Source organism: Buchananella hordeovulneris (assembly GCF_001907235.1).
Classification (GTDB): Bacteria; Actinomycetota; Actinomycetes; order Actinomycetales; family Actinomycetaceae; genus Buchananella; species Buchananella hordeovulneris.
Genome location: NZ_MQVS01000007.1, coordinates 122,019 through 145,062, shown reverse-complemented (window position 1 = coordinate 145,062; position 23,044 = coordinate 122,019). Strand labels below are relative to the sequence as shown.

Annotated in this window: 19 protein-coding genes, 2 tRNA genes and 1 riboswitch; of the genes, 7 read left to right on the top strand and 14 right to left on the bottom strand. The window is 67.5% G+C overall.

Annotation, left to right across the window (positions count from 1 at the left end; genetic code table 11):
• Positions 1-28: 28 nt before the first annotated feature.
• Positions 29-949, bottom strand: a complete 921-nt coding sequence (locus tag BSZ40_RS07865) for a LysR substrate-binding domain-containing protein (protein WP_073824969.1) — start codon at positions 947-949, stop codon at positions 29-31.
• A 70-nt stretch (positions 950-1,019) separates the two neighbouring features.
• Between BSZ40_RS07865 and BSZ40_RS07860 the strand changes: the two genes are divergently transcribed.
• Both BSZ40_RS07860 and BSZ40_RS07855 read left to right on the top strand, forming a co-directional pair.
• A complete protein-coding gene (locus tag BSZ40_RS07860; RefSeq protein WP_169832938.1) occupies positions 1,020-1,946 on the top strand; it encodes an EamA family transporter in 927 nt (308 codons plus the stop codon).
• Entirely contained in the window at positions 1,943-2,611 is a 669-nt protein-coding gene (locus BSZ40_RS07855) for an NAD(P)-dependent oxidoreductase (protein WP_073824965.1), read from the top strand. Before BSZ40_RS07860 ends, BSZ40_RS07855 begins: the two co-directional genes overlap by 4 nt.
• 96 nt (positions 2,612-2,707) lie before the next feature.
• Here the strand turns inward: BSZ40_RS07855 and BSZ40_RS07850 are convergent.
• The 5 genes from BSZ40_RS07850 to BSZ40_RS07830 form a co-directional block, all read right to left on the bottom strand.
• Positions 2,708-2,783, bottom strand: a tRNA-Ala gene (locus tag BSZ40_RS07850).
• 177 nt (positions 2,784-2,960) lie between these two features.
• Entirely contained in the window at positions 2,961-4,628 is a 1,668-nt protein-coding gene (locus BSZ40_RS07845) for a hypothetical protein (protein ID WP_073824962.1), read from the bottom strand.
• Between the two features lie 101 nt (positions 4,629-4,729).
• Positions 4,730-5,416 carry a GNAT family N-acetyltransferase gene (locus BSZ40_RS07840; RefSeq protein WP_084542723.1) on the bottom strand — a complete coding sequence of 229 codons (687 nt, stop codon included), beginning with the start codon at positions 5,414-5,416 and terminating at the stop codon, positions 4,730-4,732.
• Complete coding sequence (locus BSZ40_RS07835; RefSeq protein WP_073824961.1) at positions 5,417-6,634, bottom strand: molybdopterin molybdotransferase MoeA; 1,218 nt, start codon at positions 6,632-6,634, stop codon at positions 5,417-5,419.
• Positions 6,631-7,524 (bottom strand): UTP--glucose-1-phosphate uridylyltransferase, encoded by an 894-nt coding sequence (locus tag BSZ40_RS07830; RefSeq protein ID WP_073825011.1) that lies wholly within the window; start codon positions 7,522-7,524, stop codon positions 6,631-6,633. The genes BSZ40_RS07835 and BSZ40_RS07830 overlap by 4 nt, the downstream gene beginning before the upstream one ends.
• Before the next feature lie 70 nt (positions 7,525-7,594).
• Between BSZ40_RS07830 and BSZ40_RS07825 the strand changes: the two genes are divergently transcribed.
• From BSZ40_RS07825 to mscL, 3 genes are all read left to right on the top strand, one after another.
• Positions 7,595-8,215 (top strand): 5-formyltetrahydrofolate cyclo-ligase, encoded by a 621-nt coding sequence (locus BSZ40_RS07825; protein WP_073824958.1) that lies wholly within the window; start codon positions 7,595-7,597, stop codon positions 8,213-8,215.
• 89 nt (positions 8,216-8,304) lie between these two features.
• Positions 8,305-8,901 carry an SAF domain-containing protein gene (locus BSZ40_RS07820; protein ID WP_073824955.1) on the top strand — a complete coding sequence of 199 codons (597 nt, stop codon included), beginning with the start codon at positions 8,305-8,307 and terminating at the stop codon, positions 8,899-8,901.
• A 24-nt stretch (positions 8,902-8,925) separates the two neighbouring features.
• Complete coding sequence (gene mscL, locus BSZ40_RS07815; RefSeq protein ID WP_073824951.1) at positions 8,926-9,312, top strand: large conductance mechanosensitive channel protein MscL; 387 nt, start codon at positions 8,926-8,928, stop codon at positions 9,310-9,312.
• 171 nt (positions 9,313-9,483) lie between these two features.
• On the opposite strand, the gene BSZ40_RS07810 is transcribed toward mscL, so the two are convergent.
• Both BSZ40_RS07810 and BSZ40_RS07805 read right to left on the bottom strand, forming a co-directional pair.
• The gene (locus BSZ40_RS07810) at positions 9,484-9,792 is read right to left on the bottom strand and encodes a hypothetical protein (RefSeq protein ID WP_073824947.1); all 309 of its coding nucleotides are present in this window, start codon (positions 9,790-9,792) and stop codon (positions 9,484-9,486) included.
• On the bottom strand, positions 9,792-13,943 hold the full coding sequence (locus tag BSZ40_RS07805; RefSeq protein WP_073824944.1) for a hypothetical protein: 4,152 nt from the start codon (positions 13,941-13,943) through the stop codon (positions 9,792-9,794). The genes BSZ40_RS07810 and BSZ40_RS07805 overlap by 1 nt, the downstream gene beginning before the upstream one ends.
• 122 nt (positions 13,944-14,065) lie before the next feature.
• Between BSZ40_RS07805 and glpK the strand changes: the two genes are divergently transcribed.
• Positions 14,066-15,577: a glycerol kinase GlpK gene (gene glpK, locus BSZ40_RS07800; protein WP_073824940.1), complete on the top strand. Its 1,512-nt coding sequence runs from the start codon at positions 14,066-14,068 to the stop codon at positions 15,575-15,577.
• A 36-nt stretch (positions 15,578-15,613) separates the two neighbouring features.
• Here the strand turns inward: glpK and BSZ40_RS07795 are convergent.
• The 4 genes from BSZ40_RS07795 to BSZ40_RS07780 form a co-directional block, all read right to left on the bottom strand.
• Positions 15,614-15,689: transfer RNA gene (locus tag BSZ40_RS07795), tRNA-Arg, on the bottom strand.
• A gap of 40 nt (positions 15,690-15,729) precedes the next feature.
• A complete protein-coding gene (locus tag BSZ40_RS07790) occupies positions 15,730-16,656 on the bottom strand; it encodes a universal stress protein (protein WP_073824936.1) in 927 nt (308 codons plus the stop codon).
• Between the two features lie 152 nt (positions 16,657-16,808).
• Positions 16,809-17,498, bottom strand: a complete 690-nt coding sequence (locus BSZ40_RS11910) for a C40 family peptidase (RefSeq protein WP_124851269.1) — start codon at positions 17,496-17,498, stop codon at positions 16,809-16,811.
• A gap of 115 nt (positions 17,499-17,613) precedes the next feature.
• Positions 17,614-17,744, bottom strand: a riboswitch (cyclic di-AMP (ydaO/yuaA leader).
• 480 nt (positions 17,745-18,224) lie between these two features.
• The gene (locus tag BSZ40_RS07780) at positions 18,225-18,893 is read right to left on the bottom strand and encodes a metal-dependent transcriptional regulator (RefSeq protein WP_073824929.1); all 669 of its coding nucleotides are present in this window, start codon (positions 18,891-18,893) and stop codon (positions 18,225-18,227) included.
• Between the two features lie 103 nt (positions 18,894-18,996).
• Between BSZ40_RS07780 and serC the strand changes: the two genes are divergently transcribed.
• Complete coding sequence (serC, locus tag BSZ40_RS07775; RefSeq protein ID WP_073825009.1) at positions 18,997-20,112, top strand: phosphoserine transaminase; 1,116 nt, start codon at positions 18,997-18,999, stop codon at positions 20,110-20,112.
• Here the strand turns inward: serC and BSZ40_RS07770 are convergent.
• Both BSZ40_RS07770 and BSZ40_RS07765 read right to left on the bottom strand, forming a co-directional pair.
• Positions 20,109-21,395 (bottom strand): MFS transporter, encoded by a 1,287-nt coding sequence (locus BSZ40_RS07770; RefSeq protein WP_073824926.1) that lies wholly within the window; start codon positions 21,393-21,395, stop codon positions 20,109-20,111. The genes serC and BSZ40_RS07770 overlap by 4 nt on opposite strands.
• Before the next feature lie 129 nt (positions 21,396-21,524).
• Positions 21,525-23,006: an NCS2 family permease gene (locus tag BSZ40_RS07765; RefSeq protein WP_073824923.1), complete on the bottom strand. Its 1,482-nt coding sequence runs from the start codon at positions 23,004-23,006 to the stop codon at positions 21,525-21,527.
• Positions 23,007-23,044: the final 38 nt, after the last annotated feature.

Genomic DNA, 23,044 nt, shown 5'->3' with positions numbered 1-23,044 from the left:
CCATCCACAGTGGTTGCGCAGGTAGATGTCAGGTTGGCGACTCAAAGTCATGGACTGCGCAATGCTCGGCGCGCGCTGATAGGTGGAGGGCGACGGCATCAAGGAACGCAGTGGTGGCGGGACTGGGGTTGAAGTCGTTCCAGGCAAGGTATTCCACTCGCCTCGGGGCATCCTTCACGGTGATTGCCGCCAGCGTGTGGTCTGCGGGGACAACGTGGGCGGACAGGAGACCGGCTGCCATTCCGTTGCGGATTAGCCCGAGGATGAGGTCGATACTCATCGCTTCGAACGCTACCTCGCGTTGCAAGCCGACGGCACTGAAGGCAAGGTCGGTCTGTGCCCGGCCAGCAGTTCCGCTGGGAAAGTCGACGAAGCGTTCATTCGCAAGGTCCTCCAGCGTCACGCGTGTGCTCGACGCCAGTGGGTGTGCCGCTGGCAATACCGCGACCAGGGCTTCTCGCGAAAGCTCCTGAGTGGCTACCCGTTGCGGAGGTGTACATTCGGCCAGCCCAAGGAAGGCGACGTCGAGCTGACCGGCGCGAATATCGCTCAAGAACTTCTCACTACCTCCGGTGCGTAGCGCGATGCGAACCGCAGGGTGTTTAGAGTGAAAGGCCGCGAGCAGGTGCGGTACGTCGACGGCCGTAACGGTGGGAATCACTCCGATGTTCAGTGCGCCTTGGATCTGGCCAGTTGCGGCGGCAGCGTCGGTGACGGCACGTTCGGCAGCAACCAAGCTTTGCCGTGCCGCCCGCACGAAGGCCTCACCCGCCGGGGTCAGTTCCACACGGCGTGACGTGCGCGCGAAGAGCTGGATCCCGATTTCCCTTTCAAGTGCCTTGATCTGGTGGCTGAGCGCCGACTGGACCACGAAGCATCGCTCAGCTGCTCGGGTGAAATTCCGCTCCTCTGCGACTGCCACGGCATAACGCATCTGCTGCAACTCCATCTATTCATGATCCATGTGCATGCCAGGAATGACAAGCATGTGTTGGACTCATGGTTTCGCTGGAGTGAGGATGGAACACATGACCACCGCGACAACACTTGATACGGACAGCGTGCCAAACCCTGCAGCGCCTACTGGTTGGATCGCTGCGACGGCGCTTGCGCCGACGGTCTGGGGAACGACCTATATTGTCACCACCCACTTGCTCCCACCGGGGCATCAATTGTTTGCCGCCCTGATGCGCACCCTGCCGGCCGGGCTGATCGCCCTGGCGATTGCCCGCCAGCTCCCCCGCGACGACTGGTGGTGGAAGAGCATGATGCTCGGCGGACTGAACATGGGGGCGTTCTTTCCCTTGTTGTTCGTGGCAGCTCAGCGTCTGCCCGGTGGAGTCGCTGCCACCTTGGGTGCCGTGCAGCCGATCGTGATTGCGCTCCTCGCCGTCGTGCTCCTGCACGAGCGGCTTTCTGGTTGGCGGCTGCTGTGGGGCGTGGTCGGCATGACGGGAGTGGGCCTTGTGGTCCTCGGTCCGGAGGCCGCGCTGGATCCGCTCGGGGTAATGGCCGGTCTCATGGGTGCTGTATCGATGGGGACCGGCGTCGTACTCACCAAGAAGTGGGGACGTCCAGTGCACGTGAGCGCCGTCGGACTGGCTGGATGGCAACTCACCGGAGCCGGGCTGATCTTGCTGCTGCCCGCGCTGGTGATCGATGGCATCCCAGCCGACATCGACGCCGCCGCGCTCGCCGGATACGCGTGGCTTGGGCTCGTTGGGGCGCTGCTGACGTACACGATCTGGTTCGCGGGTATCCGTCATCTACCCGTCACGCCGACCGCCTTGCTCGGACTGCTCTCGCCCCTGACCGCTGCGGCATTGGGGGCACTCATCGCGGGTGAAACGCTCACCAAGGTCCAGGTTCTCGGCTTCGCTACGGCGCTTGCCGCACTGGTGTCGGGGCAACTTCCCCCACCCAATCGACGAAAGGACAACACATGAAGATCGTAATATTCGGAGCAACTGGCATGGCAGGTTCGGCCATCACCGAAGAAGCCGCACGACGCGGGCACCGGGTCCTCGCCGTGTCCCGCCACCCGCGCGAGGACGGAGCACCCCGCGTCGAATACCGAGCCGTCGACGTCGCAGACACTGCCTCAGTAGCCGCAGCTCTGAGTGACACCGACGCGGCCGTTGTCGCTGTCCGCCCCGCGCCGGGCAAAGAGAGCACTCTGCCTGCCCTGACTCAGAACGTGCTTGATACCGCCCGGCTCCACGATGTTCGCGTGATCGTGGTGGGCGGGGCGGCACCCCTGTGGTCCCCCACTGTGCCAGGCCACCGAGTCTTCGACGACCCCGCCTACATTCCTGCAGCTTGGCGCACCATCGCGCAGGCGAGCTTGGACCAGTTCGCCGCTTGTCAGAAGTACCCGTATGACCTGTGGACGTACGTCAGCCCACCAGCGATCTTTGAACAGGGACCTCGCACGGGACAGTACAAACGAGGCGCGCAGACACTACTCGTGGACGAGCACGGAACTTCTCGGATCAGTGCTGCGGACTTCGCTATTGCCGTCATCGACGAATTGGAGACCCCCGGCGAGGACAACCACTTCACCATGGCGACGTTCTGCTCCGACAACACGACGATGGCGGCCCGCGCATGAAAACCAGTGCCCCTGCCACCCGCCTCGGTCCCCGCCCGCCCAGACGCGACAATGCCGAGACCGCATCAGCGGCCTCGGCCTTGTCACAATAGGTATTGGTGGAGCTAGGGGGATTCGAACCCCCGACCTTCTCATTGCGAACGAGACGCGCTACCAACTGCGCCATAGCCCCAAGTGCCCACACAGCATAGCAGCTCTCCCGGACCTCACGCCAATGCGCCCAACGCGGCACTAGTCACACCCGCCTGCGTCGCCTCCCGGCCCCGGCACTCGCCTACCGCCCCACCCCGCCCACAAAACAAACAGCGGGGGCCCGAGCACACCGCTCGGACCCCCGCCACGTGTCTGTTCAGGCCGAGTCGCGGCGCCGCTCCAGGATGTCCTCCACGGAGCGCCGGGTGGCCTCCTCCAGCTGCGAGTGGCCGGTCAAGGCCCGCTCGACCTCGGCCAACTCGTGCGCCGAGATTTCCAGCGGTTGGTTGCCGCGGGCGGGCGTCGCAGGGGCCTGCGCCACCGACGTCGGCTCCTCGTAAGGGCTGGCGGTGCGGGGGTGCACGACGGGCTGCAGCGTGTACAGCGGCGGCGGCACCGGCCGCGGAGTCCAGGACTTGTCGTCGCCCTCCACCGCGGCGACCCCACCAGCGGGGGTTGCCGCAGCCCCAGCCACCGGCATGCCAGCGGCGGGCGTCCCCAGAGGCACCCCGGCCACTGGCGTACCGACCGTGAGACCGGCGGCGGGCGTCGGTGTGGCCCCGCCCGCGGTCAGACCGGCGGCGGGCGTCGGTGTGGCCCCGCCTACCGGGATCCCCGCGACGGGGGTCCCCAATGCCATCCCGGCTGCGGGCGTGCCAATAGAGATTCCGCCCACTGGCGTGCCCACGGTCAGGCCGACCGCGGGGGTTGGCGTCGGACCACCGACCGCGATCCCGACCACCGGCGTCCCGTTAGTCGCACTGCCGGGCCGCTCGACGTGCGGCACCTGGCGACTAAACGACCGTTCCGCCGCCGGGGTCCGAACGATGGAGGCCTGCTCGTCGGCCGCCGCGGCGCGCCGCCACCACCGACGGGCGGAACTTCCCGCCGCCCGCTTGCTGTCGCGCGGCTCCGCTGCACGCTGGTCGACCGAGGGTTGCTCGCCAGCGATGTCCCCCGCCGCCGGGGTGCCCTGGGTCTCCGTTAGCTCTGCTGCCTCGGATAGCGGGCGCCAAGTCCCGGCAGGGACCGGGGGGCGCCGCGGCCCGCCGGCAGGTGCCTGCTTGCCGCCCACGGCCCGCACCCCGGCCGCCGGGGTCGGCATCGCCGCGGCCCGCACCCCGGCCGCCGGGGTCGGGGGCGCGACAATCCGTGTCCCCGCCGCCGGGGTTGGCACAGCCCTCGCTGCCCCCTCCCGCGGGCCAGGCCCGGGGTTGGCGGCAACCACCGTCTCGCGCTCGCTGCGGTGCGGCACCCGTACCGTCACCCCCGGGGGGATGCCAGCCACTTGCCGGTGCTCGGCGATTTCGGCCCGCAGCTGGGTATCCTCGGCCCGCCAGTCGGCACGCAACTTCAAGTTGCCCCACATGACGAGGGCCGCACCGGCCACGGGGAGCAGGAGCGTCCAGGCACTCACCCCGGTGCGGGCCACCACGTAAACGAGACTGCCGAAAGTAACCACCGCCGTGAACAGCAACAGCCGGTACCGGGAGGCGGCGGTGTTCACGGCCCGCACGCGGACCTGTCGGTGCTGCAACACTTCGGCGAGGGCCTGCTTGGCTTCCGTACGGCGCTTGGCCGTGATGGTGGAACGTGACATCACGGGCCGACTCCCTTCCGGCAGCAGGCGGGGACGGCGCGCGTTCGCGGCGTCCGCGATGCGCGTCCCACGCGGTTCATCAGTCTTCAGTAGCCGCAAGCGGCTGGAGTAGCGGTCAGCTCCCCGCATATTCGCGCGCACATCGTGGCCTCGCAGCAGTGCCGGCAGCACGTACACCGCTACGAGGATCGCTAAGACCACGAAAGCAAGTGACTGCGGTTCCACTCTTGCAAGTTAATCCGCGGGCCCGGAAGATTACAACCTCGCCTGCGGCGTGTCACGAATAAATAACGGACTTCACCGGTCCGGTGTCCGGTCTGTTCCAATCACCGCTGGCGCCCGCGCCGCGCTAACTGGCGCAGCAGGCCACCTGCGGGCCATTCCTCGCGGGTTACCGCGAAGGACAGGTGATCGCGCCACCCGCCGTCTATATACATGTACCGCTGCCGGGTGCCCTCGCAGCGCAGCCCCAGTTTGTCGACCACTCGCAGGCTGGGGGCATTCTCGGGCCGAATGTTTATCTCTATCCGATGCAGATTGGTGTGTCCGAAAATGTAGTCCACGCACATGGCCACTGCCGTCGGCATGATGCCCCGCCCGGCGTGCTCCCGTGCCAGCCAATACCCGAGGACCCCGTTTTGCAGCGCCCCGTGTTGGATCGGAGAACAGGTCAACTGCCCCACCACCGCCCCGTCCAGGTCGATGAGGAAGGGCAGGGCGTAGCTGTTGCGCGCCAAACGTAGAAAGCTGCGCCGCAACTCCTTGTAGGACTTCGGCGGCCGCTCGTCGACCGACTCCGGCGGCAGGGTCGCCTCCCACCGCCCCAACCACTGGCCGTTGGTGGCCCGCAAGCGTTCGAAGGCCGGACCATCCCGCCGGGCCGGGGGCCGCAGGCACAGCACGTCGGCGGGCCCGACGACAAGGCCGCGCCGGGCCACGTCGAAAGCCAGCAGCTCGATCGGCCAGTCCAGGGGCCCGTAGCCGGGCCAGCCGCGAGCGCGGCGTACCTCCATCTAGTCGTCCTCCAGCACCAGACAGTGGAGTATGTCCCCCGCCCGCACCTGGGTGATGGCCTCGGGCACGACGGCGAAGGCGTTCGAACGTGCCAGGGCCGACAGCAGCAGTGCCTGCGGTTCGCCTTGCAGTTCGGCGGTGTAGCCGTGCGCGGGGTCGCCGGTGAGAGCCACCCGGGCGAACTCCACGCGCCCAGCGGGGGAGGTCCAACCGCGCGCGACGGTGGCCTGCACCGAGCGCCGAAATAGCTCCTGCCGCCCGGCCATTTTGCGCAGGGCGGGCCGCACGAACACCTCGAAAGCCACTTGGGCGGCCACTGGGTCCCCGGGCAGGGCGAAGAGTGCCACCCCGTCGCCGAGGGTGCCAACGCCGAGTTGCCGTCCGGGGCTGATGGCGACGTTGTCGAAGCGGACGGTTCCAAGCGGGGCGAGCACGTCCTTGACGGTGTCGCCTTCTCCGTAGGACAGCCCGCCGGTGGTGATGACCAGGTCGGCGCGCACCAGTTGATCGCGCAGCAGGTCCATCAGCGAGCCGCGTTCGTCTGGCACGGCCGAGACGCGGAAGGTAGTGGCCCCGGCGTCTTGTGCAGCGGTGGCCAGGGCGTGGACGTTGGCGTCGAAGACTTTGCCGGGCACCGCCTTGCCGCCGGGTTCCACCAGCTCGTCACCGATGGACACGATGACGACGCGGGGCCGCGGGTGCACGGCAACCCGCACTCGGCCCACCCCCGCCAGGAGTGCCACCTGCCGCGCCCCGACCCGCTCGCCGCGGGCCAGGACGACGCTGCCGGCCCGTACGTCGGCCGCCCGCGACTTGATGTTGTCGCCAACGCGCGCCCGGCTGCGGATTTGGACGCTGACGACTCCCCGGTCGGTGTCTTCCACGGGGATGACGGTGTCGGCCCCCTTGGGCAGGGGCGCGCCGGAGGCGATGGCGACGGCTGCTCCCCACACGAGGCGCACGTGTTCGGCAGACCCGGCGAGCACGGTGCACAGCACCTTCAGCTCCACGGTCCCATCCGGTCCCGGGTCCTGGAGGTCTGCGGCGTGTACGGCGTATCCGTCGAGGGCGGCGACGTCGGTGAACGGCAGATCGAAGGGGGCGAGGACGTCTTCGGCGAGGATGCAGCCGACGGCGTCGGGCAGGCCTACCTCCAGGGGCGGTTGCGGCCCGACCGCCTGCAGGCTGGCTTCGATATGCTCACCGACCGTTTTCACCCCTCCCCCTCGGCGACAAAGTCCCGCAGCCACGCCGAGAAGGCGGGGCCGAGGTCGTCGCGGCGAGCGGCGAGGCGGACGCAGGCTTTGAGGTAGCCGAGTTTGTCCCCGGTGTCGTAGCGCAGACCGGTGAAGATCACCCCGTGTACGCCTCCGCCTTGGTCGGCGGGCACGTCGATGAGTTTGGCGATGGCGTCGGTGAGCTGGATCTCGCCGCCGTGGCCCGGCTCGAGGGTTTCCAGGATGTCAAAAACGGCGGGGTCGAGGACGAAGCGGCCGACGCTGGCCAACAGCGAGGGGGCCTGCTCCGCCGGGGGTTTTTCCACCAGCTTGGTCACCTGCATGACCCGGCCTGGCTCCAGGCCTGCCGGGGAAGCAACTTCGGTGACGGCCGCCGAGCCGTACATGGAGATTTCCTCCCGGCTGACCGGCATGAGGCACAGCACCGAGCCGCCCAGGGCTTCGCGCACCCGCAACATCTCTGCCAGGATGACTTCGTTTTCGTCCATGAGGTCGTCCCCGAGCAGCACCGCGAAGGGGGCGTTGCCGACGTGGTGGCGGGCCTGTAGCACGGCGTGGCCGAGGCCGAGGGGGTCTCCTTGCCGTACCGAGTGCAGGCGGGGCAGGCCAGCGGGGTCAAGCCCCGCCGTGTTGCCGGTGGTGTCGAAGTGGTCCTCAATGGCTTGCTTACCGCGCCCGGTGATGAAGATGGCGTCGTCGATGCCCACGCGCCCGGCCTCGCGCACGACGTACTCGATGGCGGGCCGATCTACCACCGGCAGCATCTCTTTGGGGACCGCGCGGGTGGCGGGAAGGAAGCGGGTGCCGCGCCCAGCGACGGGAATTACTGCGTGTTTTACCCGGCCGCCCGGGTTGTCCTGGCTAGTCATACTGAAAGCGTACTTAAGATACGGCGCGGATTGGACCCCCATTCGGTTAGAGACTGCTTAACTTGGGGGCATGACCGGCGTTGCCCTTCCTTTTGCTTCCCTTGGCCTCGACATTGATGACTCTAAACAAGCGCTCCGCAAGACCATCCGGGCGCGGCGAGCGACCCGTCCCCGCAAGGAGCAGGCCGCCCAGGCCGCTGCCTTAGCGGAGCAGATAGGCCAGGTGTGTGCGCAGGCCAGCTGCGTGTGCCTGTACGTGTCTGTCGAGCACGAGCCCGACACTCGCTTGGCGCTGGAGGCGCTGCGCGAGCGTGGCGTGGAGGTGCTGGTACCGGTGTTGGGCCCACGTTTGAGCCGCACCTGGGGGCGTTATCAGGGCGGGGCGGACCTGGAAATCCGGAGCCCGGGCCGTCCTCCGGAACCGTCAGGACCGGTACTGGCGGCAGAGGAGATCAGCCGCTGCGAGGTCATCGTGGTGCCGGCGTTGGCGGTGGGGGCCGATGGTCGACGCCTCGGGCAGGGGGGCGGCTGGTATGACCGGGTGCTGGCCCACCGCTCCCCCTCGGCCCGGGTGCTGGCCGCCGTCTTCGACGACGAGGTCTACCCGGCGGGGGTGATCCCGGTGGAGGGACACGACGTGCCGATCCACGACATTCTCACCCCCACGCGCCTGGTGCCGCTCGCCAACTAGTTTCCCCAGGGGTGGGCGGCCCGGCGGGTCGTCCACACCCCGCCCGCTGGCGCGGTGGCTGCCCCAGCGGCGTCGCTAACGTGCGCGGCATGTTGTCGAAACTACCTCGCATCGTCGGCTTACTGTTCGTGGCCCTGGCCGCGTGGTGGGGCTGGGCCAGCCTCCGGCCCGCCACCACTGCCATTGTGGTGACTACCCGCCCGCTTTCCGCAGGCACGCTCCTGACCCCCGCCGACGTTTCGGTGCGCCACACCAGCGGCCTCGTCCCTGCCGAGGCCTTCACCGCCCCCACGCAGGCCACGGGCCGCCGCCTGCGCGTCGATTTGCCGGAGAACACCCTCCTGCACGATTCGCTGCTGACCCCCACGTCCGCCCTCGCCCCGGCCCGCGCGGGCGACGTGCTCACCCCACTGCCGATAACGGACACGGCCCTGTGGGAGCTGACGCAGGTGGGAGCTCGGCTCCGGGTCGCGGTGGCTCCCGATCCGTTTAGCGAAAGCGCCACCGGCCAGGTCGTTGCGGACGATGCCGTAGTTGTGGCACGCTTTGAGACGCCCGACACAGGGCTATTGGTCGGCGAGCCACGCCGGGCGGTTGTGGTGTCAACAACACCAAACACCGCTACCATCATCTCAACGCACAGGGGCGAGGGCCGCCTGGCTGTCCTCCTCCTGGGAAGTGATTAACCCCCAGAAACAAGGAGGAAGCCAATGCTGAAGGGCTTCAAAGAGTTCATCATGCGCGGCAACGTCATTGAGTTGGCCGTCGGTGTCATCATCGGTGCCGCGTTCAACAACATCGTCAACGCGCTGGTCGAGAAGGTCTTCAACCCGTTGATCGGCGGCATCTTCGGTCAGCCGAACTTCGATTCCCTCGGCAAGTTCAGCCTGGGGGATGCCGTGGTCATGCCGGGCGCTATCCTCACCGCTGTGGTCCAGTTCCTGCTGGTGGCCGGGGCCCTGTACTTCTGCATCGTCATGCCGATGAACAAGGCTGCGGCCCGTGCCAAGCGCACGGCTGGCGAGGAAGCCCCGCCAGCCAAGGCCGACGAGGTCGTCCTGCTGGAGGAGATCCGCGACCTGCTCTCCCGCCGCTAATCCAGTGCAGCCCCTTGTGGGGGTGGGTGCGGAAGCACCCACCCCCACAAGCTTTTTGTCTATACGCGCAGCAAGTGCAGCTTGGACTCCGCACAGCACGCGCGGCTTCGCAGCGGGCCGACCAGCGCGTTCCTGCCCCCGCCGCCGTCGGCGTGGAGGGTGCCCACCGCGCTACTTCCCCCAGTGCGGCGGCACGTCGCGAAGCAGCTCCTCCTCGCGGGCCCACCGCTCGGCACGCAGCCGCAGCACTTCGCGCAGGTTCTCCCCCGCTTCCCCGACTGCTTCGTCGACGGCCGGAACGCGCTGCTCGTCCGCTTCCGCCGCGGCCAGCTCGGCCGCAAACCGGGCACGTTGCGCACTGCCAGCGATCACTCGGCCGGGTAGTGGTTGGCCCTGCTCGGCCGGCACCCGCACGACCGCCCCGCCCCCCAGCTCGGTGGGCGCCTGCTGTCGAGCTCGGCGGGGCCGCGACCCAACCATCAGTTGGCCGCCCGCCGCACCACGTGCCGAAGCACCGCATCGACCTGCGCCCCGCGCCGCCGCAGGGCCAGCGCCTCGCGCAACTCGTCCAACAACTCGTCCTCGCTCCGCTCCACCCCATCGGATTTGATCCACACCAGCAACTCGTCAAGCTGGTCATCGCCGTAGGCCGCCAGCGGTAGTCCCTGCGCTGTGGGTGGGCGTGGGCCGCGCGGGAGCGGGGCGGGCACCGGGGAGTCAGCCTCCGGCTGGATCGCCGGTTCCTCCGCTGCCTCATCCTCGGCGGGGGTCTCGGTGTCCGCCCGCTGCTGGGCGGTGGCATCCTCGGTTTCCGGCTGGGTGGTCGGCAGCGCCACCGGCCCCGCGTGGGAGATGTGGGGCAGGGCCACTGAGCTGGCGGGGATCCGCCGCCTGTCTTCCTCCGCCCGGCGGGCCCGCAGCGACTCCAGCACGAGCTCCTTGATGCGCTCCGCTTGCGCGCCCGGGTTGAGGAAAACAGCCGCCGCGGATGCGGTATGTACGACCCAACCGCGCGACTCCAAGCGCTCAACCCAGTGCCGGTCCCGGCGCCGCTGGCTCGGTTCAGCCACGTAGGCGGCATCGTCGGTGAGCACCGCCACGATGTACTGGTCTGGCACCTGCGGGTGACCGATGGCTAACGGGATCCGGATACCGCCCTCCGTCCCGTAGTTTGGCTCCACCGTCAACCCTAGGCGGAAAAGCCGTTCGGCGAGATCCACCAACAAGCGATCCGGCCGCAGGGCTTCTTCCTGGCCCGCCCCCTCCTCTTGGCCCGCTACCTCGTCTGCTGCCGCAGAAGCCGTCGGGGTGACAATGGCCGGGACCGACAGTGGCTCTGGCGTCTGCTCGGCCATCGCCAACAGGTCCCGCAAGAGGCGCGGGCCCGGCTGATACAACCGAGCAGCTGACAGCTCCTCCGCGCCGATGCACGTCACAACGGTCAGCCGTTCGCGCACCGCATCCAGGGCGTCGACGAGGCCGGCGGCACCATCCGGCTCGGCCAGCGTCCCAAACCGATGCAGCACCCGGCCGTGCGGCGTCTTGGCGAAACCCACCGTGATGATGACGTGATCCCGGCGCAAGCCCGTGAAATCGTCGACCGCGCTCACCACGAAATGCTCCGTAGTTTCCGCGTTCAGGAAAGCCGCCAGCGCCGCCGAACCACCGGCCGCCTGCTGCAGCGCGGCCGAGACCCGCTCGGCATGCGAAGCGTTGAGGGCCACCACCGCCAGCGACTGTTCGGGGGTAGCCAAGGCGTGCTCGATGACCTTATCGACCACCGCCTGCACTTCCACCTCGACGCTCTCCACCGTCTCCGCCCCCGGGCTCGGCAGGCCCCGCCCGTCCAACCGCACCACCTGGATGCGGGAGCGCCGCTGCGGCGCAGGTACCGGTTGGATGACCTCACCGTAGCCGTGGCTGGCCAACAGCGTCGCGATCTCACTATCCCGATCACCGCGATCGGTGGGCAGCACCAGCTGCGGGAGCAAACCGCTGACCGCCGCCCCGAACCCGCCCGGCCGCCGCGCGTCACCGATGACCACCACCTGGGCGGCCCGGGCCGCCAACGCAATGGCGTGGGCCATCGGCACCGAGCCCTCCACGATCAACAGCTCGATGTCAGCGTCGTCCGGCACCACCTGCGGGGTAAGCAGGGCAGGCACAGACCACATGGGCAACAGCCGCCGCGCCAACGGGAACGTGGCCAGCACCTGGGCGACCTGCCCCGCGTGCTCCGGGGCCAAGGCCCGGTACAGCTGATTGGCCGCCTCGGCGTCCTGCTCGATCTCCAAGTTCAGTCGATGCACGACCGCCCGCAGCAGTGGCCCGGGCAAGGTCTGGACGTGCTCCTTATCAAGATGTCGCAGGGCGCGCATGCGCCCCACCAGCGCCTCGCCGTCCAGCCCCAGCAGATCGGCGTCGCCGATAAGCAACACCGACAACACCGACGCCCACCAAGCCAGGTCGAACTCTGCCTGCACAAGCTCTGGTTCCACCGCCCGCTCACGCAGGTCAGTCAGCAGCGGACTGAGACCCAGCTCCTCCATCTCCCGTTCGATCTCGGTCTGGCTCGCCAGGTCCTTCGTGAAGGTCGGATCAGCCAGGGCCAGCATGTGCTTCTCCAGGCGCCCCATCTCAATATCGAACAGGCTGACCCCGTCAGGGCTGACCACCCCCTGCAATGTTTCCAGGTCAGCCTTCACGCCGGCCGCTTCGGTGTGCAACTCTGCCAAACCGGACGGCAGCTTCGGCCAGCCGTCGCCCTCGGCGTAGCGCCGCCAAATTTCCCGCCTCTCCTGCACCTTGATCAGCTCGGCGTTTAGGTCCTCCACCGTGCGCCCCGGACGCACCAGGTCACGCGCGTGCTTGACCAGGCGCCGCCGCTGCGATCCCTTCATCGCGATCGAGTGCTCGCGTCGCCACTCCTTGCTGTGGGTGGCGATAACCATGTCAGCGGCAGACTTCTCAAAGATCACCGGCACGAAGACATCCAGGGAGTCTCGTACCCCGTCCAGCATCGTCAACTGCTCCAACCACTGCCCCACCGTCTCCGCCACGTGCAGACCGGTGTCCTGGGCGACGTCAGCAGCATCCTCCCGCATCATCTTCAACGCCCCACCCGCCAGGCGATTGGCGGCCGCGATAGCACGCGCGGCGTGATCGGCGCTCTCCAACTTCGCCCCATACCACGGGGTGGTACCCGCCCGCACCGCCAGGGCACCGTTGTCGGCCGCCCGCTGCAGCACGTCGAGGGCCTGCTGGCGGCCCGGGCCGCTCAGCTGCTGCAACACCTGCGGGGAAAACCGCACCTTGGTGCGCGGCAACGGCCGCTTAGTGGTCAGCACCCCCAAAGCCTGCAACACCTCATACACCGATACCTGATACTCGCTGCGCTGCCGGTGCAGCGCATCGGTGTAGCGGGCCAGCTCCTGCCGCACCTGCACCAGCCGCTGGCGCAGCGCCGAGATGCCCTCGTCGTCGACTGGCACCTCCGGGCGGGCCAGGGCGGCCCGCAAGGAATCCGCCAGCCCGGTCTGCCACCAATCCTCCCGGGTCAAGTCCGCGAAGATGTCCCGCAGCCCCAACGCGGAGATAGTGTCCGCCAACGCGTTGGCGGTGCGGCGGGACCCGGGCAGGAACAGGCAGGAACGGCCCGAACCGGCCGCGTCGGCCAGCAGTGCCGCCACCGTACCCGCCACGTCGGCACCCGGCGGCGCATCAATCGTCAAACAGTGCCCGGCGGCCACCGCGTCAATAATGTCGAGTTGGTCTGGATCGAGGTCGCCCGCACCCCGCTCCGTGCCCGGGTCGCGGTCATGCGCCACGGACGGCGGCAGTGTGACGGTCAACGTGTCCCGCGCCCCGACATCGCCCGCCAGGGCCGCCACCAGCACCGAGCTCTCCAGCTCCGGCCGCGCAGCCTGAAATGCAGCCAGGATGTCCTCCCCCGGCCGCACGATCAGCCCTAACGTCAACGTGTCTTGCTTGGTGTAACCAGTCAGGGTGTTGCGACCGATATCGTGCAGATAGTCCAACGCCGCCTGCGGCGAGAAACCCCGCGGCGTCAAAGACCGGTTGACCAGCGAGGTGGCATCCACCTGCACTCCCCGCTGCCGCAACGCCCGCACGAAAGCCGGAGACATCATGACGCTGGATTCCATGGTGAAAGCCACGGTGTCATCGGTGGCCCCGGTCAGCTTCACCGGGCACAGCAACAACGGCGCCGATTCACCGCCTGCCTCACTTTGCCAGCGGGCCGTACCGATGGCCAGGTGCAGCGGCGCGATCGCGTTATTGGCGCGGGCCCGTGCAATGACTCGGCGGATAGTGCGCACCACCCGCTGCGCCTCAGCGAGCGCACTCGCCTCGCGCAACAGATTAGACAGGCGGGTGGGCCGCCCCGCAAACAGTTGGGCGTGCGCGTTCGGGTTTGCGCCTTCGAGGTGCAGCACGACCTCGGATTGATTGACGTCCAGGCCCGCCTGCAGCTCCGTTTCCCAGGCTTCGATAAGACCGGCAATCGCGTCAGCGAACTCTGGCAGATAGCTCTCCACCACTTCCACCTCCACCTCCGGCTCAGGCGCGGGGGTGGGGGTGCTCCGGAACGGTCGCGAGAAAAAGGAGGCCACGGCGCCACTTTAAGTTACTTTTTCGCCAACCTGGGGTAGGGCACGGCGGGGGAGGGAAAGTGACACGCGCTGCGCCCCGCGATAGTCCCTCGTCGGCCCCCGGCAGGCACTACGCTGCCCCCATGTCACAACGTCGTTACGTGCTCGCCATCGATCAGGGCACCACCTCCTCGCGCGCCGTGGTCTTCAACTCCGCAGGCGAGGTCATCTCCTTCGGGCAGACCGAATTGCGACAGCACACTCCGCGTCCTGGCTGGCTGGAGCACGACGCCCTCGACATCTGGCGCGACGTGCGGAAAGTTGCGGGGCAAGCCTTGGCATTAGCGGAGGTGGATGCCGCCAGCATTGCCGCGGTGGGAATCACTAACCAACGGGAAACGGCAGTCATCTGGGAAAGGGACACGGGAAAACCAATTCATCCGGCCATCGTCTGGCAAGATACGCGCACCAGCGAGATCGTGCGTTCTCTCGAAAAACAGGAGGGAACCGAACACTTTGTCGCGGTGTGTGGCCTGCCGCCCGCCACCTATTTCTCGGGCCCCAAATGGGCGTGGATTTTGGATCAGATTCCCGGGGCCCGGGCACGGGCCGAGCGCGGCGAGCTGCTGGCGGGCACAATCGACTCGTGGCTGGTGTGGAACCTGACCGGGGGCCCGGACGGCGGGGTCCACATCACGGATGTCACCAATGCGTCCCGTACCCTCCTGATGGACCTGCGCACCCTCACTTGGCGCGACGACCTGTGTGCGGCCCTGCGCGTGCCTCGCCGCATGTTGCCGGCCATTCGCCCGTCCTCGCAGCTGCTAGGACACGTCGAGGCGGCGAGCCTAATTGCGGGGGTGCCCATCGCGGGGGTACTGGGCGATCAGCAGGCCGCCGCCTTTGGGCAGGGCTGCCTGACCCCCGGCAAGGCCAAGAACACCTACGGCACCGGTTCGTTCCTCCTGCTGCACACCGGCGAGGAGGTGATTCGTTCCCAGCACGGCCTGCTGTCCACGGTGGCCTATCAGCTCGGCTCCCAACCGGCTGCCTACGGCCTGGAAGGCTCGATCGCGGTCACCGGTTCCCTGGTGCAGTGGCTGCGGGACGAACTCGGCATTATCACCTCCGCCGGACAGATCGAGCAGCTGGCAGGCTCGGTGCCGGACAACGGCGGGGTCTACATCGTGCCCGCCTTTTCCGGCCTGTTTGCGCCGCACTGGCGTGCCGATGCCCGCGGTGCCATCCTCGGGCTGACTCGTTTCGCCACCCGAGCGCATCTGGCGCGCGCCGCCCTGGAGGCCACCGCGTTCCAGACACGCGAGGTAGTGACCGCCATGCAGGCAGATTCGGGGGTGCAGTTGACCGAGCTGCGGGTCGACGGCGGCATGGTCGTCAACAACATTCTCATGCAGTTCCAGGCCGACATCCTCGGGGTTGACGTGGTGCGCCCCGAGGTGGTGGAAACGACCTCCCTGGGGGCCGCCTTCGCGGCCGGGCTGGCAGTCGGGGTGTGGAATGACCCGACGGAGATCACGGCTAGCTGGCGGGAGGCACGCCGCTGGCGCCCCAACATGGACAGTCAGGTGCGACAGCGTCATCTGCGGGCCTGGGATAAGGCCGTCGAGCGCAGCCTGGGGTGGGCAGCCGATTAGCCATAGGCGGCCCGGGCACTATGCCCGGGCCGCCAGTGGTGCCCCCGAGACGATTCGAACGTCCGACACCCGCTTTAGGAGAGCGGTGCTCTATCCACTGAGCTACGAGGGCAGCGCTCCAAGCCTACCCTGTCGCCCGTAGTGCCGCTGCCCTACCGCCGGGCCCACCGTCCGTGCAGCGACTCGCCTTCTTCTTCCCGCTTACCACTCGGTACCACCATCACCGGACAGGTGGTGTGGTTGAGAACCGCCTGCGAAGTCGAGCCGAGCAAGAGTCCCGCGAAACCGCCCCGGCCGCGGGTACCGACCACCACCAAGTCCACCGCGGTGGAGAACTCGGCCAGCAGAGCGGCCGGGTTACCGTCAAGGGCATGCCGCCGCACGTTGAACTCGCGGCCCTGCAGCACCGCATCGATAGTGGCATCCAGCCCTGCGCGAGCGTCGGCGACCACAGACTCCCGATCCACCGAGGCGGGGATCCAGGCTAGCGACCCCATGCCGGTGGTCATGGGTACTGCCGCCACAGCCGTCAGCTCTGCCCCCCAAGCGATAGCCTCATCCAGCGCGTAGGACAACGCCTTGCGGGCCGCCGGGGAGCCATCAACCCCCACCACGATGCGGGTAATGGGGGTGAAGGCGGAGCCGGACTCGTGGCGGGGCACGACGACGACCGGGCAGTGCGCATGGGCGGGCACGGCCGAGGAGACCGCCCCCAGGAGCCGGTCCGCGAACCCGCCGCCGCCGCGCGTACCGACCACCACGAGCCGGGCGGTTTTCGAGCGCTCCACCAGCACCCCGGCGGGATCCCCCGTCTCCAGGTCCGCAATCGCGTTCACACCGTTGTCCTCGGCCTGGGCAATCGCCTTGGCCACCACCGCCCGCGCCCCGGATTCGATCGCGGAGTCGTCCATCATGGCAAAGCCTCCGTCCAGGGAGGCGGCCGCAAAAGACGGCAGGGAATAGGCGCACACAAGACGCAGGGTGTAATCGTGCCGTTTGGCCTGATCGATCGCCCAGGTCAGGGCATCTTCACTCTCGCGGGAACCGTCGACTCCCACGACGATCTCGTTCGCAGTCACCTTTCGCCTCCTTGCGCTCAGACAACACCTCAATTGTGCCTCACTCCACGCCAAATTAGTGCGCATGGGGCTGCACGTTTCTCCCAAAACGGTGCACGAAAAACACAAGGGCGGCCGCAGCGATAGCTGCAGCCGCCCTTAGTGCGGGAAACCTAGCCGAGTCGGTAGTAGTCGGGAGCGCCCCAGATCGACGCATACTCGACCACGCCGCCTTCGGTAGGCGCGTGAATGACCATGCCGTTACCGGCGTAGATGCCGACGTGGCCACCCCAGTTGACGAGGTCACCGGGCAGGGCCTCGGAGGCCGACACCCAGGTGCCAATGCGCTGCTCGTAGGAGGTGCGCGGCAGGTAGATGCCCAGCTGGGAGTAGACGTAGGTGGTCAGGCCGGAGCAGTCGAAGCCGACATCCGGGGACGAGGCGCCCCACACGTAGGGGCTACCTAGGTAACGTTCAGCGATGTGCACCGCACCAGGAGTGCCGACCCCACCGGTTTCGGGAACCGAGATCGACTCCTCGGCGGCCGGGGCGGCCTCGGGAGCGCTCTGCTCGACAATCTCTTCGCGCACCTCGTCGCGGCTGGCGGCCTGTTCCTCCTCGACCGGCGCCGGGGTCTCCTCCACCACCGGGGCCACCTCTTCCACTACCGGAGCAGCGGCGGTCACGGCGTGGGCGTCGAGGGAGAAAGAAGCGCTGGCCGGCACGGTGACGGTCGGGTTGACCGCGAGCGCGCGGCGGGCGTCACGAGTCAGGTTGGAAACATCGACCGGCTGCCCGTCAGCCTGGCTGGCCAGGGCCGGGACGGCGATGAGGGTGAGGGCCAGACCACCCGAGGCTGCCATCGCGACCGTAGCGCGACTCGAGCGCTGGGCCTGCTGCACAAGGGGCGTGAAAACGGTGGTCGGACGGCAAGCCGCGCGGTGTCGGGCCTTGCTGTTCTGAGTCGCAGTCACAATCAGTACCTCTCCTGGATGCCGCCGGGGTGAGCTGTCGGATTCGGACTGGAGATAGCCCGGCACCGTTTCCGGTGCTTCACCCCAAGGTCTCGGTTTCCCGGGACCAATGCGGTTCCCCCGCTCCTGCCATCGTTTTCCTGTGTTGTTTTGCCGCTGGAAGTCGGCAGGACTTGGCATCCTTCCGGCGGTAGCCCTAGACGGTGGTCTAGCGCTCGAGAGGGACATTAGTAGACCCAGAGGAGGATTGTCACGTTCAGGTAACACCATTTTGTGTGACATGGGCCACATCAACCCATTAGCTGAAAAAATCCTGGGAACTACCGGCTTGCAACTCGGCTTTTTCCGCCAAATTGCAACGTTTTTCGTTTTAGTAAACGATCAGCAAAATCACCCCAAGAACCGGCAAGGGTCGACGAGAGCCCCACCACACCCGCCTCCACCACTGCCCCCACCGCCACCAAAAGTGATCCGCGCCTCCTCCCGTAGGAGGAGGCGCCTTGGCACGCGCCGGGGCCCCGATCATCCGCCCCAGCGGAGTACAGCAAACCGGCGCAACCTGACACGCGGCGGGGCACAACTTGCGCCCCGCCCCCGGTATCCCGGCTGCTGCGCCTAACCGTCCAAGGACTCGGCAAACAGGTGCCGGGCCAGGTGAGTGTTGAGCTCCACCGTCCCCGCCGGGCTGGTGATCGCCACCCCGCCCTTGGCGTCGGCAATCGTCACCTCCGCCCCCGGCCGGACCCCCAGCGCCGCCAGCTCGGCCAACATGCCTTCCTCCGCCTGCACCGGCTCTCCGATGCGGGCAATCCGCACCCGCACCTGACCTCCGGTGGCGTCCAGGGCGTCCGGCAGCGAGATCTCCTGCCTCGACTCCCCCTGCCCGGGGATGGGATTGCCGTACGGGTCGGCGCTCGGTTCCCCCAGTAGCGTTGCCAGCCGGGCCTGTACCGCATCACTCATCACGTGCTCCCACCGGCAGGCCTCCGCGTGGACTTGTTCCCAACTGAGCCCGATGACGTCGAGCAGCAGCCGCTCGGCCACCCGATGCTTGACCATCACTTCGCGGGCAATCTCCCGGCCCGCGTCCGACAGCACGATGTGCCGGTCCTCGCGTACCACCAACAGCCCGTCCCGCTCCATGCGCGAGACCGTCTGTGACACGGTGGGCCCCGAGTGGCCGAGGCGCTCCACTATGCGGGCCCGCAAGGGTGGCACACCGTCTTCCTCCATCTCGAAGACAGTCTTGAGGTACATCTCGGTGGTGTCGATCAGGTCGCTCATTTTCAGGCCTCTGCAACTGGTGGACAAAGCCGGGTTCGGGCGGTCACTGCAAATGCTAGGCCTCAGCCCGCAGGCCCCACCGGAAAACTGGCAAGATATCGACATGACGACCCCCCAGTTGCGCCTGCCTGCTGACTTGCTGCCAACCGACGGACGCTTTGGTTCTGGGCCTGCAAAGATACCCACCGCCCACCTGCAACAGCTGGTCGCTTCCGGTCTTATGGGCACGTCTCATCGGCAGCCCCCAATCCGCAATTTGGTGGCCGAGATTCGCGCGGGTCTCGTTGACTTATTGCAGGCCCCCGCCGGGTATGAAGTCCTGCTCGGCAACGGTGGTTCTTCGGCGTTCTGGGCGCTCGCCACCGTCGGACTCGTCAAACGGCAGGCCGTGCACGCCGTCTTCGGTGAATTTGGGGCCAAGTTCGCCGCCGAAACCGACCGCGCGCCTTTCTTGGCGCCCAGCGTCGTCCACGCGGCCGCTCCGGGTCAGCTAGCGACGGTGGCGGCCCACCCGGAGGCCGACGTCTACGCCTGGCCGCACAACGAGACCTCCACCGGCGTGGTCAGCCCCGTCGGGGCCGTTGCTGGGGCCGCGGCCGATGCCCTGACCGTCGTCGACGCCACCTCGATTGCCGGGGCCGTGCAGGTGAACCTCGCGGAGGTCGACGTCTACTATTTCGCTCCCCAAAAGGCCTTGGCCTCCGACGGCGGACTCTGGCTGGCCATCTGCTCGCCCCGCGCCCTGGCACGGATAGCGGAGCTCGCACACGCGGATCGGTGGGTGCCCGAGTTTCTCAGCCTGCCGCTAGCGCTGGCCAATTCGCGGCAGAACCAGACCCTCAACACCCCGGCCCTCGCCACCCTGTTCCTGCTCCGGCAACAGCTGCGGTTCCTGGCCGACCTGGGAGGCCTGGAGGCGGCCGAGGCCCGCTGCCGGGCAGCCTCCGCGCACCTGTACCAGTGGGCCGAGGCGCGGCCGTGGGCGGCCCCATTTGTCGCCGAGGCGCATTGGCGCTCCCCCGTGGTGGCCACCATCGACCTGGAAGGAGTATCGGCGCAGGCGGTGGCGCAAGTCTTGCGGGCCAACGGCATTGTCGACATCGACCCCTACCGCAAGCTTGGTCGCAACCAGTTGCGAGTTGCTACCTTTCCGGCCACTGATCCCGCCGACGTCGCGCGCCTCACCGCGTGCCTGGACTGGGTGGCAAACCGCCTCTAGTCGGCTGCGCGGTTGCGCTCCAGACGGGAGACCACCCACCGCATGCCAAGGCCCAGGCTGCGCCGCCCCACCACCGTCGGGGTGTTGTCCTGCCGCCAGTAACCGAAGTACCACCAGGCCATCACCACCGCGATCAGCAGGCTGGAGGCTCCGCCCAGCCCGATGGCCCAGCGCGGTCCCCACTCCTCCGCTATCCACCCCACTAACGGGGCACACACCGGGGTGGAGCCTAAGAACGCCATCATGTACAGCGCCATCACCCGGCCCCGAATGCTCGGTTCGGTCCGCAACTGGATGGCCGCGTTGGCAGAGGTAATCATCGTCAGGGCACTAAACCCGATGGGAATAGATAAGGCCGCAAAAACCCAATAGGTCGGGGCAAGCGCGGATAGCAGCGAAAATGCGCCGAAGCTGAAGGCTCCAACTACCACGCCCCGCACCCGCGGCAGTGTGCGGCGGGCCGCGACCAGTGAGCCGACTAGCGCCCCGATGGCACTAATCGAGGTCAGCAGCCCGAAGGCGCCAGCCGCACGCCCGAATTCGGCGCGCGCCATCGCCGCACTCGTGAGTTGAAAGTTCATGCCCAGGCCGCACACCACCGACACGATCACCGTCATGACGATGATGTCGGGGCGTTGCCGGACATACCGCACCCCTGCCCGCAGTTGGCCCTTAACCCGCTCGGCTTGCGCCACCGGGTACAGCTCGCGCGCGCGAATCGCGAACAGCGCCGCCAACGTCACCAAAAAAGACAAGCCGTTGGCGATGAAAACCCAGCCCGGTCCAATCGCTTCGATGGCCAGTCCCGCTGCCGCCGGCCCCACTAGCCGCGCCACGTTGAAGGCGGCCGAGTTCAGTCCCACCGCGTTCGGCAGTAGCTCTCCCGGAACCAGCTCCGCAACGAACGTTTGCCTAACGGGTGCCTCGAACGCCACTATCACTCCTAAGAGGAGCGCAAATACGTAAACGTGCCACAGCTGCGCGGTGTCCGTTAGCACCAGCACGCCCAGCCCCAACGCGGTCAATGCCGCGCCGAGTTGGGTGGCAGCCAGCAGCAGGCGCCGATTAACGCGATCAGCCAGCAGCCCTGCGTACGGGCTCAGCAGCAGTATCGGGGCGAACTGCAGCGCCGTTACCACCCCGATGGCCAGCGGTGAATCTGCGGTGAGGAAGGCATAGACAAACCAGTCCTGTGCCACTCGTTGCAGCCACGTTCCGATCGATCCCACCAGCGTGGAAAAGAACCACCAGCGGTAGTTGTAGATCCGTAAGGAAGCGAACACTTACCCCTCCTTACCGATCTGTCATTTGGCTGCCCGGACGACAACGCCCCGGCCACAAGAAATATTCCCGCCCGCCTGAGCGGGGAGGGCCGGGACGAGTTGTCCTCGTCCCGGCCCTCCGCTAGCGGATCACACGTGAAAGAGTCCGCGCAGCGGCCCCATAGTGAAGTACGCCAGGAACATGGCGGAGACAACCCACAACAGCGGGTGCACCTGCCCCGCCTTGCCGCGCGCCACCCGGATGGCCACGTAGGAGAGGAAGCCCACGCCAATGCCCACGGTGATGGAGTAGGAGAACGGCATGAGGATGATCGTGAGGAAGGCGGGCAGGGCGATGTCGATGTTCTTCCAGTCGATCTCCGCCACCTGGGTCATCATCAGGAAGCCGACGATGACCAGGGCGGGAGTGGCCGCCTCGTAGGGCACCATCGCCACCAGCGGGGCGATGAACATCGAGGCCAGGAAGAGCAGCCCCGTGACCACGGAGGCCAGCCCGGTGCGGGCCCCCTCCCCTACCCCGGCGGCAGACTCGATGTAGGAGGTGTTGGACGAAACACCGCCCGCCCCACCGGCGATGGCAGCCACCGAGTCGACGACGAGGATCTTGCGGGTGCCGGGCGGGTTACCGTCCTTGTCCAGCAGGTTTGCTTCGGCCCCAATGGCCACCATCGTGCCCATGGTGTCGAAGAAGTCGGCCAGCATGAGGGAAAAGACCAGCAGCACGACGGCCACCACGCCGATCTTGTTCACCGAGCCGAGCAGCGAGAACTGGCCCAGGGTCGAGAGGTCCGGCAGCTGCACCGGCGAGCCGTCCAGGGCGGGGGTCTGCAACGCCCACCCGCTCGGGTTCTTGCCGTCCGGTTCCTGGGGGCCTAGGTGGAAGATGCTCTCCAGCACCACGGCCAGCACCGTGGCCGCCACGATGCTGATGAGGATCCCGCCGCGCACCTTGAGTACAACCAGCACGATCATCAGGAACAGACCGAAGACGAAGACCACCGCGGGCCAACCGCGCAGCGAACCACCGATGCCGAACTCGACGACGGGCTTAGCCGGGCGGACAATGCCGGCGTTGACCAGGCCGATGAAGGCAATGAACAAGCCGATACCCACCGAGATGGCAACCTTCAGCTGGCTCGGCACCGCCTTGAAGACAGCCTCCCGGAACCCGGTCAGCACGAGCAACAAAATGATGATGCCCTCCAGCACCACCAGTCCCATGGCATCCGCCCACGTCATGCTCGGGATCGTGGCAATCCCGAAGGCGACCATGGCGTTGATTCCCAGACCTGTGGCCAAGGCAATGGGGAAGTTGGCGACCACCCCCATGAGGATGGACATGAGGCCCGCCACGAGGGCAGTGCCTGCGGCAATCGCGTGCTGGTTGGCCTCCACTCCCCCACCCAGGAAGCCGCCCATGGAGTCTGGGCCCCCCATCAGCAGCGGGTTGAGGACGAGGATGTAGCACATGGCGAAGAAGGTCACCAGCCCGCCGCGTACCTCGCGGCTGATGGTTGAGCCTCTCTCCGAAATGCGGAAGAACCGGTCAAGGGCACCCACGGGGCCCGACTTTGTGGCTGCGGCAGGGCGCGCCGAAGTCTTTTTGCTCACGTGCCCCTATTCTGCCAGCAGCGAAGACCAACAACAGC